Genomic DNA, 11,068 nt, shown 5'->3' on the forward strand with positions numbered 1-11,068 from the left:
GGTACCGCGGCCCCGGCGGCGCCCGACACGCAGGGCCTCACCGCGCAGGTGCGCAAGCTGACGCTCGCGCAGCGCGGCGCGGCGGCCCGGCAGGCGTACGGCGCGGCGGCGACCGGCGCTCCGATCGTGAACACGGCGCGGACGAGCGCCGACAGGACGTGGGTGTTCGGCATGACGGCGATCCCCGTGCCCGCCGGATCCCCGGCCAGCCCCGAGATCGCGTTCTTCGCGGCGCGGTGGCGGCGGGACCGGTGGCAGATCGGGCTGTCGGGCGGCGCCGCGTTCAACGGGCTGCTCGGCGCGATGCCCGCGTCGGTCATGTCGGCGGGTGAGGCGGCGGCGCTGCGCAAGTACGCGTCCGTCACCGCGCAGCAGGCGACCGCGCTGATCGACGGGACGCGCGCCGGCGACGGGCTGGTGCTGCCGTGGAAGGTCGGCGACGCCTGGTCGATGAACACCGCGGACGGCGCGTCCGTGCGGCCGCTCGGCTCGCTGGCCTTCTCGGGCGGCGACGGGCGCGTCCTCGCGGCGGGCGGCGGGCGGCTGTACCGGTTCTGCAAGGACTCCGCGGGCCGCGCGCTGGTCATGGTCGTCCACCCGAGCGGCGTGGCCAGCACCTACTACCGGATGCGGTCGGTCACGCAGCTCCGCGACGGCAGCGTCGTCAAGCGCGGCGACCCGCTCGGGCGGACGGGCGGCGACCGGCCCTGCGGCGGGGCGGCCTCGCCCCGCGCCGACGTCGAGTTCGATCTGCGCCGCGGCGCCGAGTCGGTCCCGCTCGACGGGGCCGTGCTCGGCGGGTGGACGTTCCGGGAGCGGGCGAAGCCCCTCCTCGGGTTCGCCGAACGCGGTGCCTTGCAGGTGCTTCCTGGGGGCCTCCTGGCCAATCTCGGCCCGGTCCCCGCGGCGGAGGCCCCGCCGTCATCGCCGGCGCCCGCCGATCCGGCGGGCGAGGGCGCAGACCCGGGTGGCGCTCCGGCGCCCTCCGCTACCGAGAACGGAGCCTGAGCGGTGCGAACACGCAACAGTGATGATCCCGCGGTGCCGACCTGGGCGCTGCGCGCGGTGCTCGCCGGCGCGGTGCTGGTCCTCATCGGCGCGGCCACCCCGCCGGGTGCCGCGATGGCCGCGAACGTGCAGTACTTCCTGTCCTTCTACGCGGGCGTGTTCACGCTGCTCGCGCTGACGACCGCGGTGGTGAGCGGGCTGCTGGCCACCGAGCGGCTGATCCTCGGCATCCGGCACCGGGTGATGGCGCAGGGCGTGCACCGCGCGTCCGCCGTGCTGGCGGTGGCGATGGTGATCGCGCACATCGCGGTGAAGGAGCTCGGCGGGCTCGCCCTGCCGAAGCAGATCGTCGTCCCCGGGCTGGACCCGGTGGGGCTCGGCACGCTCGCGTTCGAGCTGATGATGCTGGTCGTGCTCACGGGGCTGCTGCGGGTGCGGTTCGCGTTCCGGTGGAAGCCGTGGGTGTGGCGGACGATGCACTCGCTCGCGTACGTCTCCTGGCCGATCGGGATCATGCACGGCCTCACGGCGGGGCGCACCGCGGCGAACTGGGTGACGCTGAGCTACGTGATGAGCGTGGCGGGCGTCGCGCTGGCGCTGCTCACCCGCATGATCGTGGTGGTCAAGCCGCGCAACGTCCGGCGGGCGGGCGAGGAATTCGGCGCGCCCGTCGGCGAGCGGGCTGCGGCGAGCGCGCGGACGCGTGGCGGGCGCAAGGCGGTCCGCGTCCCCGACCAGCAAGTCATGGTCGGTGACCGGCGCGTCGCGGCGGACGATCCGCGCGACATGCCGGACGACCCGCGCGCGCTGCTCGACGACCCGCGGCTGATGGCCGACGATCCGCGGCTCATGGCCGACGACCCGCGGGGCATGCCGGAGAACTCGCGCGCCACCGTCGCGGACCCGCGCGGGATGCCGGTGCGGCGGGCGGGCTACGGCGATACCGAGGTCATCCGATGAGCTCGACCATCGCCGTGTCGAACATCGGCGGGCCCCGGCTGACGCTGGGGTTCGACCGGTTCGACCGCCTCGACCTGGACCGGCACCTCGCGGTGCACGGCAGGCTGCGGGCGCCCGCGCTGGACGACCTCGTCCGGATGGCGGAGCAGGTCGACATGCGGGGCCGCGGCGGGGCGGGCTTCCCGTTCGCGCGCAAGCTCATGGCGGTGGCGGCGCAGGTGAACTACCCGACCGCCGACCAGACGATGCTGCTGCCCGGCGAGCGGGGCGACGAGCGCGGGTCCAGCGAGGACGTCGTGGTCGTGGTGAACGGCGCGGAGGGCGAGCCGGGCAGCTCCAAGGACAAGGTCCTGCTCGGGCGGGCGCCGCACCTGGTGCTGGACGGCGCGCAGATCGCCGCGTCCGCGCTCGGCACGCAGCGGATCGTGGTGGCCGTCGAGGACGACGAGGCCGCGCGGTCGGTGCGCGCCGCGATCAGCGAGCGGCGGATGCCCGCGCGGGTCGTCCGGCTGACCGAGCGGTTCATCTCGGGGGAGAGCGGCGCGGTGGTCCGCGCGATCAACGGCGAGACGCCGATCCCGCCGGGCGTCAAGGTCCGCGCGGCCGAGTCCGGCGTGGACGGGTATCCGACGCTGCTGTCGAACACCGAGACGTTCGCGCAGCTCGCGGTGCTCGTGTCGCTCGGCGCCGACCTGTACGCCTCCGCCGGGACGGAGGACGAGCCGGGCACGACCCTGCTCACCGTCGGCGGGACGAAGGTCGTCGAGGCGCCGCTCGGGACGCCGCTCCAGGCCGTCCTGGACCACTGCGACGTGCCGCCCGGGCCGGGCGTGCTGGTCGGCGGGTACCACGGGATGTGGCTCGACCCGGTCGGGGTCTCGCGGGCGGTGCTGTCGCGCAGCGGCATGCGCAGGGTCGGCGGGACGGTCGGCGCGGGCATCATCCTGCCGCTGACGCAGGGCACCTGCCCGCTCGGCGAGGTGACGCGGATCGCGTCGTACCTGGCCGCGCAGTCGGCCGGGCAGTGCGGGCCGTGCCGGCTCGGGCTGCCGGACATCGTCCGCGCCCTGAACTCGCTCAGCGAGGGGTCGGCGACGGTGGACGACGTCCGGCGCGCGGCGGGCATCGGCCGCGGCCGCGGCGCCTGCACCCATCCCGACGGGACGGCGAAGTTCGTGGTGTCGGCGATGGACGCGTTCACCGAGGACATCGAGCTCCACCGGTACGGGGGGTCGTGCGGGCAGTCGACCTACGGGGTCCTGCCGCTGCCCGTGCCGACCGGCACGGAGGGCCGGGTGGCGATCGACTGGAGCCGCTGCGACGGGCACGGCCTGTGCGCCTACCTCGTCCCGGAGCTGATCCAGCTCGACCGGTACGGCTTCCCGGTCGTGCTCAACAGCGACATCCCGTCCTGGATGGAAAGGGACGTGCAGAAGGCGGTCGCGATGTGCCCGGCGCTGGCGCTGCGCGTCACCGGCGGTATTCCCGGAAGCACCGCGCGGCGCTAGCGGAAACGCACCCGGCGGTGCAATTCGGACAACAGCAAACAACGGCAGAGAAATCGATGACCGGTGAACCTCGGGCCCGGCGTGGTGCGTACCTCCTGGCGACCCGCGCCGGGTCCGTTTCGGTGATGTTCCCGGAAGGAGGAACCAGTTCCCTTGAGGAAGAAATACGGCGCCCCCGGAATGCGCGCGTTCCCCCGGCTGAGGCGCGGCCGTGTCCTCCTGGTCCTGGCGGCGGTCGCCGCCGTCGCGGCGGCCTTCGCGGTGGTCCTGAGCCCGGCGGGCGGCGTCGCCCCCGCCGACGGGGCCGAGAAGGGCGGCACCACGCAGACCCGCTGGGGGCCGCTGAGCGCCCTGGACCGGCTGCTGCTCGTCAAGGTCCGGCAGGCCGGCCTGTGGGAGATGCCCGCGGGCCAGCAGGCCCAGCAGCGGGCGTCCAGCCCCCGGGTGAAGGAGGTCGGCAACATGATCCAGCAGCAGCACCAGGTGCTGGACGCCGACACCCGCACCACCGCGCAGAAGCTCGGCGTGCTCCTGCCGAACGAGCCGAGCGGCAGCCAGAAGAGCTGGCTGCGGGAGATGTCGAGCAAGTACGGAACGGCGTGGGACAAGACCTTCGTGCTGCGGCTGCGGGCCGCGCACGGGCAGGTCTTCGCCGTCATCGCCAAGGTCCGCGCGGCGAGCGAGAACACCGAGATCCGCGCCTTCGCGGAACGGTGCCTGAAATTCGTCAACACCCATATGTCGCTGCTGGAAAGCACGGGCCTGGTGACCAGGTCGGCTTTGCACTGACGCGCACTCCACCCCGCTCTGAGGGAGTTCCTTTCATGGGCAGAAAGAAAAAGGCCTTCGCCGTGGTCATCCCGGCGCTCGCCCTTGTCGCGTCGGCGGCCGAGGTGTCGCCGGCCGGGGCAGCGGCCGTCCAGATCGGCGACCGCGCCCCGGCGGCCGCGAAACCCAGGCCGCCGCGCGGCGGAGGCGCCGAGGCGACCCCGACCGCCACCGAGGACCCGAACGCGGGCGGCGGCGGCCAGCAGGATCCGAACGCGGGCGGCGGCCAGCAGGACCCCAACGCCACGGCCACGCCCGACCCGAACGCGACCGTCACCGAGGACCCGAACGCGGGCGGCGGCCAGCAGGATCCGAACGCCGGCGGCGGCCAGCAGGACCCCAACGGCAACGGGCAGCAGAACGGCGGACAGCAGAACGGCGGCCAGCAGAACGGCGGCGGCCAGCAGCAGCAGCCGCCCGCATCGGTGATCAAGGAGGGGCCGCGGGCGGACCAGTTCGTCAGCATCCGGCAGGCCCCGCGCGTCGCGCAGGCACGGCGGAGCCGCGGCGGCTCCACGGGGACGTTCTCGTCCAACTGCGGGACGAACGCCGGGCAGGCGCACAGCAACCCCGACAACTTCATCGTCGCGCCCGGCGTCCAGAACGGCGCGCACCACATCCACGACTACGTCGGCAACGAGTCGACCGACGGGTTCTCCACCGACCAGACGCTCGCCGCCGCCGGGACGACCTGCACCAACGGCGACAAGTCGACCTACTACTGGCCGGTCATCCGCCTGCGGGCGGGCCAGGACAACTCGGACGCCGCGCAGCAGAGCCAGGCGGACGGCAACACCGGCTCGGTCGTCACGCCGCAGTCGGCGCGCATCCAGTTCCTCGGCAACCCGCGCAGCCGCGTCACCGCCATGCCGCAGTTCATGCGGATCATCATGGGCGACGCCAAGGCCGCGACGAACGGCCCGGCGAACGCCCGCGCCCAGTGGACCTGTACCGGCTTCACCAACCAGGCGTTCACCGACAAGTACCCGCTGTGCCCGCGCGGCAGCCGGGTCATGCGCGTGCTGAACTTCCCGAGCTGCTGGGACGGGCAGAACACCGACAGCGCGAACCACCGCACCCACGTGGTCTTCCCCGCCGCGTCCGGCGCCTGCCCGCAGGGGACGCGGGCCGTGCCGCAGCTCCGGCTGTCGCTCACCTACAACGTCCCCGCGAAGGCGCTGGCGTTCGCGCTGGACACCTTCCCCGAGCAGGGCCACGACCCGGTGACCGACCACGCCGACTTCGAGAACGTGATGTCGCCCGCGCTCATGCGGCGCGCGGTCCAGTGCATCAACGGGGGCCGCACCTGCTGATCCCCGCCCGACGCGCGCTACCCGCACGACCTGCATGACCCGCGCGACCTCGCGTGATGCGCGTGGTCTCGCGCGCCGGCCCGTTCCCCGTTCCGGTCCGGCCCGCCGCGGACGCGCCGTCCGCCGATCTCCGGCCCCGCCCGCCGCGCTTCCGCGACGGGCGGGGCCGCGGTCCGTAGGATCGCCGCATGAACGTAGTGATCGCGGGCGGGCACGGGCAGATCGCGCTGCGGCTGGCCCGGCTGCTCGCCGCGCGCGGGGACACCGTGCTCAGCATCATCCGGAACCCGGCCCACACGGCGGACGTCCACGAGACGGGCGCCGGCCCGGTCGTGTGCGACCTGGAGTCGGCGTCGCCCGGCGAGGTCACCGACGTGGTGACCGGGGCGGACGCCGTCGTGTTCGCCGCCGGGGCGGGGCCGGGCAGCGGCGCGGCCCGCAAGCAGACCGTCGACCGGGACGCCTCGGTGCTGCTCGCGGACGCGGCGGAGCGCGCCGGCGTCACCGACTTCGTCCAGATCTCCGCCATGGGCGCGGGCGACCCGCCCGCCGCCGGGCGCGACGAGGTCTGGGCCGCCTACATCAAGGCCAAGGGCGAGGCCGAGGACGACCTGCGGGCGCGCGAGGCGCTCGACTGGCTGATCCTGCGCCCCGGGCGGCTCACCGACGACCCGGGCACCGGCCTCGTCGCGCTGGCCGAGCCGCCCATCGGCCGCGGCGCGGTCACCCGCGACGACGTCGCCGCGGTGATCGTCGCGCTGCTCGACGCCCGGGACGTCCGGCGCCGCACGCTCGACCTCCTCAACGGCGACGTCCCGATCGCCGAGGCCGTCGCCGCCCTCCGCTGACCGCCGCCCTCCGGCGGGCCCCGGGGCCGGGCGCCCGCCGGAGCTGCGGTCAGGAGCCGTAGAGGGCGTCGATCTCGCCCGCGAAGTCCTTCATCACCACGTTCCGCTTCACCTTCAGGCTCGGCGTCATGTGGCCGGCCTCCTCGGTGAAGTCCACGCCGAGGACGACGTACTTCTTGATCGCCTCGGCGCGGCTGACCGACCGGTTCGCGCCCGCGACGGCCTCCTCGATCTCGGCGACGAGCTCGGGGTCGGTGCGCAGCTCGTCCACCGTCATCGCGGCGGGCTTGCCGTGCCGCTCCTTCCACGGCCCGAGCGCCTCCTCGTCCAGGGTGATGAGGGCGCTGATGAACTTGCGGCCGTCGCCGACGACGAGGCACTGGCTGATCAGCGGGTGCGCGCGGAGCCGGTCCTCCAGCGGGGCGGGCGCCACGTTCTTGCCCGCCGCGGTGACGAGGATCTCCTTCTTCCGCCCGGTGATCTTGAGGAAGCCGTCGTCGTCCAGGGCGCCGAGGTCGCCGGTGTGGAACCAGCCGTCCTCCAGGGCCTCCTTGGTGGCGGTCTCGTTGTTCCAGTAGCCGCGCAGGACGTTGACGCCGCGGACGAGGACCTCGCCGTCCTCGGCGATGCAGACGTCCACGCCGGGGATCGGCCGGCCGACCGTGCCGATCTTGATGGCGCTGGGCCGGTTGACCGCGGCGGGGGCGGTGGTCTCGGTGAGGCCGTAGCCCTCCAGGATCGTGATGCCGACGCCGCGGAAGAAGTGGCCGAGCCGCTCGCCGAGGGCGGCGCCGCCCGAGACTGCGTACTGGACGCGCCCGCCGACGGCCGCGCGAAGCTTGCCGTACACGAGCACGTCGAACACCTTGTGCTTGACCTTGAGCCCGAGCGCGGGGCCGCCCTCGTCCAGCGCGCGGCTGTAGGCGATCGCGGTGTCGGCCGCCGCCTTGAAGATCTTGCCCTTGCCGTCGGCGGCGGCCTTCTGCTCGGCGCCGTTGTAGACCTTCTCGAACACGCGCGGGACGGCCAGCAGGAAGGTCGGCCGGAACGAGGCGAGGTCGGGCAGCAGGCTCGGGATGTCGCTGTGCCCGAGGACGATGCCCGCCTCGATGGTGGCGACCTCGATGAGCCGCGCGAACACGTGCGCGAGGGGGAGGAACAGGAGGGTGGAGCTGCCGTCCACGACGATCTCGGAGATCGCGCCCTGGATGGCGTTGCGGGACGTCGCGACGAGGTTCCCGTGGGTGATCTCGCAGCCCTTGGGGCGGCCGGTGGTGCCCGAGGTGTAGACGAGGGTGGCGACGTCGGCGGCGGTGCGGCTCCGGCGGCGCTCCTCGGCCGCGTCGTCGGCGACGTCCTTGCCGAGCGCGGTGACCTCGGCCACACCGCCCGCGTCGATGCCCCACACGTGCGCGAGCTCCGGCAGGTTGGCCCGGACCTCGTCCACGGCCGCCAGGTGGTCGGACGTCTCGGCGAACAGCCCGCGGGCGCCGGAGTCGCCGACGATCCACTCGATCTGCTCGGCGGACGACGTCTCGTAGATGGGGACCGCGACCGCGCCCGCGGCCCAGATCGCGTAGTCGAGAACGGTCCACTCGTAGCGGGTCTTCGACAGCAGGGCGACGCGGTCGCCCGCCTCGATGCCGGCGGCGATCAGGCCCTTGGCCACGCCGGCGACCTCGGCCGCGAACTCCGCCGCGGTGACGGCGCTCCAGCCGCCGCCGGCGGTGCGGCGGCGCAGCACGATGGCGCCGGGGTGCTCGGCGGCCCGGGTGAAGGGCGCGTCGGTCAGATTGGCGGAGTCGGGGACCTCCACCATCGCGGGGACGCTGAACTCGCGCACGGCCCACTCCTCGGTTGGTCTTCGGGGACGCGGGGAAGTCGTTCCGGCTTCTCCGAAGGGAAATGATACCCACGAGTAGGGAAAACGCCCTGCTGGCGGGATTCGGTTAACGGCAGTGCAAAGACCGCCGGGCGTCCTCCGGCGGCGGGCGCGCCTTCGCCTACGCTTGACCCGGCCGCGACGGACGGCCACGGACATGACCCCGGGGGGACCGCCATGTCGCTGCTCGAGGTGATCGCGCTCACCGCCGCCGACGCGCTCGCCGCGCAGGAGGGCGGCGCCGACCGGATCGAGGTCGTCGCCGACATGGACGCCGACGGGCTCACCCCCGACCCCGACGTGGTCGAGGCGATGAGGAAGGTCACGTCGCTGCCCATGCGGGTGATGCTGCGGGCCAACGGGGGTTTCCGCACCACCGTCGCCGAGCTGGACCGGCTGCGGCACGCCGCCGGGACCCTCGCCGCGGCGGGCGCGGACGGGTTCGTCCTCGGCTTCCTCGACTCGCTCGGCCAGGTGGACGAGGCCGCCACGGCCAAGCTCGCCGAGGCCGCGGTGCCGCTGCCGTGGACCTTCCACCGCGCGGTCGACCACGCCGCCGACCCCGCCGCCGCGTGGGAGGCCGTCCGGCGCCTCGGCGGCGGCCTCGACGCCGTGCTGACGGCCGGGTCCGCGCGGGGCGTCGACGCGGGCGTGGACGTCCTCGTCCGCCGCGCCGCCGAGGACCCGGGCGCGGCGAAGATGATCATGGCCGGGGGCGGCCTGCGCCGCAAGCACGTCGCGGTCCTCGCGGCGGCGGGCGTCACCGCCTTCCACGTGGGCACCGCCGTCCGCCCGGACGGCGCCTGGGACGCCCCGGTCGACCCCGGGCTCGTGGCCGAGTGGCGGGCGCTGGTCTCGGCCGCCGCGGGCGGCTGACCACCCCTCCGATCGCCGCGGCGGCCGGTCCCCGCCGCGTGCCGGTGCGTCGTCCGTCCCATTAGAGTCGGTTCATGAGGATCCACGTGGTGAGCGACGTCCACGGCCGCGCGGAGGCGCTCAGGAGCGCCGGGGACGGCGCGGACGCGTTCATCTGCCTGGGCGACCTGATCCTGTTCGTCGACTACTCCGACCACGCGCAGGGCATCTTCGCCGACCTGTTCGGCCAGGAGAACGCCGACCGCTTCATCGCGCTGCGGACCCAGAAGCGCTTCGACGAGGCGCGCGACTTCTCCCGGACGCTGTGGGCGGGGCTGGACGGGGAGGCGTGGCCGCACATCGAGCGGGCCGTCGGCCGCCAGTACGCGGAGCTGTTCGCCGCGATGCCGGCCCCGGCCTACCTCACCTACGGCAACGTCGACATCCCGCGCATGTGGGGCGACCACCTGCGCGAGGGGCACCGGGTGCTGGACGGCGAGACCGCCGAGATCGGCGGCCTCACGTTCGGCTTCGTCGGCGGCGGGCTGCGGACCGAGTACCGCACGCCCTACGAGCTGGACGACGACGCCTACGCCGCCAAGGTCGAGGCCGTCGGGGCGGTGGACGTGCTGTGCTCCCACATCCCGCCCGCCGTGCCGGACCTGCTGTACGACACGGTGGCCCGCCGCTTCGAGCGGGGCAGCGAGGCGATCCTCGACGCGATCCACCGGACGCAGCCGAAGTACGTGCTCTTCGGGCACGTCCACCAGCCGCTCGCGCGCCGGATGCGGATCGGGCGCACCGAATGCGTGAACGTGGGCCACTTCCGGGCCAGCGGGGTGCCTTACGTCCTGTCGGTGTGAAAGATACTTCTGTAGGACACCGGGCCCGGGCGCGGGTCCCACCAGAGCCGGAGGGAAGCGCAGATGGCGGACCGCACGAGTTCTTCCATCACCGTGAAGGCCGGGAAGGCCGACATCATGGCGGTGATCGCGGACCTGGAGGCCTATCCGGAGTGGGCCAGCGGGATCCGCGAGTTCACCGTCCAGGAGACCGGCCCGGACGGGCGGGCGGCCCGGGCGAGGCTGACGTTCGACGGCGGCCCGTTCAGCGACACCGTCGGGCTCGCCTACACCTGGGAGGGCGACGACCGGGTGACGTGGGAGCTCGTGGAGAAGGGCGCGGTCGTCACGGGCCTGCACGGCTCCTACGGGCTGGCCGAGACCGGCGACGGCACCGAGGTGACCTACGAGCTGGCCGTGGACGTTCGCGTCCCCATGATCGGGATGGTCAAGCGCAAGGGCGAGAAGCGGATCATCGACTCCGCGCTGAAGGGCCTCAAGCGGCACGTCGAACGCTGAGCGTTCCCGGCCGGTCGCTCGGGGCGATACGGTTTCACGCCGACGACGGATGGAAGATGTGGTCATGACCGAGCAGCCAGGCGACGTCCTCGACGAGGCGGCCAAGCTCTTCGACGCGCTGCGCAGCCGGATCGGCGGCGCCTTCGGGACCGGCGGTGGCGGCGGCCACGGCACCGGCCCCGGCGGCCCCGAGGGCTCCGGGAGCTCCGGCGGCGACGTGTGGAGCCGCGCGACCACCGAGGAGCCGGAGCCGCGCATCGCGACCGGCGCGCCCGAGTGCCGCGACTGCCCGGTCTGCCGGGCGATCGCGATCAAGCGGGAGGCCGGCGGCGACGTGGGCCGGCACGTCCGGGAGGCCGGGCAGTCGCTGTTCGCCGCCGCGCTGGACGTGGTGGCCGCCTTCGACCGGACGCGGCCCGAACCGGCGCGGCCCGACCGCTCCCGGCCCGACCGCACGCGCCCCGCTCCCACGGGCACGGCGGGCACGACGGGCAAGGGCGCGGCC

The 11,068-nt window shown here is 74.2% G+C and carries 10 protein-coding genes and 1 pseudogene; 10 read left to right on the top strand and 1 reads right to left on the bottom strand.

Annotated elements, in window-relative coordinates; translation table 11 throughout:
• The 6 genes from E1300_RS42280 to E1300_RS42305 form a co-directional block, all read left to right on the top strand.
• The coding region (locus tag E1300_RS42280) for a peptidoglycan DD-metalloendopeptidase family protein (RefSeq protein ID WP_131762915.1) at positions 1-1,008 on the top strand (1,008 nt) is incomplete at its 5' end.
• A gap of 3 nt (positions 1,009-1,011) precedes the next feature.
• A complete protein-coding gene (locus E1300_RS42285; RefSeq protein WP_131762916.1) occupies positions 1,012-1,968 on the top strand; it encodes a ferric reductase-like transmembrane domain-containing protein in 957 nt (318 codons plus the stop codon).
• The gene (locus E1300_RS42290; protein WP_131762917.1) at positions 1,965-3,476 is read left to right on the top strand and encodes an NADH-quinone oxidoreductase subunit NuoF family protein; all 1,512 of its coding nucleotides are present in this window, start codon (positions 1,965-1,967) and stop codon (positions 3,474-3,476) included. Before E1300_RS42285 ends, E1300_RS42290 begins: the two co-directional genes overlap by 4 nt.
• Positions 3,477-3,629: 153 nt before the next feature.
• Positions 3,630-4,265: a DUF4142 domain-containing protein gene (locus tag E1300_RS42295; RefSeq protein WP_242619749.1), complete on the top strand. Its 636-nt coding sequence runs from the start codon at positions 3,630-3,632 to the stop codon at positions 4,263-4,265.
• 35 nt (positions 4,266-4,300) lie between these two features.
• The gene (locus E1300_RS42300) at positions 4,301-5,617 is read left to right on the top strand and encodes a DUF1996 domain-containing protein (RefSeq protein WP_131762918.1); all 1,317 of its coding nucleotides are present in this window, start codon (positions 4,301-4,303) and stop codon (positions 5,615-5,617) included.
• A gap of 188 nt (positions 5,618-5,805) precedes the next feature.
• The gene (locus E1300_RS42305) at positions 5,806-6,465 is read left to right on the top strand and encodes an NAD(P)H-binding protein (protein ID WP_131762919.1); all 660 of its coding nucleotides are present in this window, start codon (positions 5,806-5,808) and stop codon (positions 6,463-6,465) included.
• Positions 6,466-6,514: 49 nt separating this feature from the next.
• Here the strand turns inward: E1300_RS42305 and E1300_RS42310 are convergent, their stop codons facing one another.
• Complete coding sequence (locus E1300_RS42310; protein WP_131762920.1) at positions 6,515-8,308, bottom strand: AMP-dependent synthetase/ligase; 1,794 nt, start codon at positions 8,306-8,308, stop codon at positions 6,515-6,517.
• Positions 8,309-8,524: 216 nt separating this feature from the next.
• Between E1300_RS42310 and E1300_RS42315 the strand changes: the two genes are divergently transcribed.
• From E1300_RS42315 to E1300_RS42330, 4 genes and pseudogenes are all read left to right on the top strand, one after another.
• Positions 8,525-9,223, top strand: a complete 699-nt coding sequence (locus E1300_RS42315; protein ID WP_131762921.1) for a copper homeostasis protein CutC — start codon at positions 8,525-8,527, stop codon at positions 9,221-9,223.
• 74 nt (positions 9,224-9,297) lie between these two features.
• Positions 9,298-10,065 (top strand): metallophosphoesterase family protein, encoded by a 768-nt coding sequence (locus E1300_RS42320; RefSeq protein WP_131762922.1) that lies wholly within the window; start codon positions 9,298-9,300, stop codon positions 10,063-10,065.
• A gap of 63 nt (positions 10,066-10,128) precedes the next feature.
• Positions 10,129-10,563: an SRPBCC family protein gene (locus tag E1300_RS42325; protein ID WP_131762923.1), complete on the top strand. Its 435-nt coding sequence runs from the start codon at positions 10,129-10,131 to the stop codon at positions 10,561-10,563.
• Between the two features lie 64 nt (positions 10,564-10,627).
• Positions 10,628-11,068, top strand: a pseudogene (locus E1300_RS42330) (hypothetical protein); the annotation flags it as partial.

It is taken from the genome of Actinomadura fibrosa, assembly GCF_900659615.1.
GTDB classification, from domain to species: Bacteria; Actinomycetota; Actinomycetes; order Streptosporangiales; family Streptosporangiaceae; genus Spirillospora; species Spirillospora fibrosa.

Coding starts and splice junctions, on each gene's coding strand:
- E1300_RS42325 (WP_131762923.1), top strand. CDS start 10,129: ATGGCGGACCGCACGAGTTCTTCCATCACCGTGAAGGCCGGGAAGGCC.
- E1300_RS42320 (WP_131762922.1), top strand. CDS start 9,298: ATGAGGATCCACGTGGTGAGCGACGTCCACGGCCGCGCGGAGGCGCTC.
- E1300_RS42300 (WP_131762918.1), top strand. CDS start 4,301: ATGGGCAGAAAGAAAAAGGCCTTCGCCGTGGTCATCCCGGCGCTCGCC.
- E1300_RS42290 (WP_131762917.1), top strand. CDS start 1,965: ATGAGCTCGACCATCGCCGTGTCGAACATCGGCGGGCCCCGGCTGACG.
- E1300_RS42305 (WP_131762919.1), top strand. CDS start 5,806: ATGAACGTAGTGATCGCGGGCGGGCACGGGCAGATCGCGCTGCGGCTG.
- E1300_RS42315 (WP_131762921.1), top strand. CDS start 8,525: ATGTCGCTGCTCGAGGTGATCGCGCTCACCGCCGCCGACGCGCTCGCC.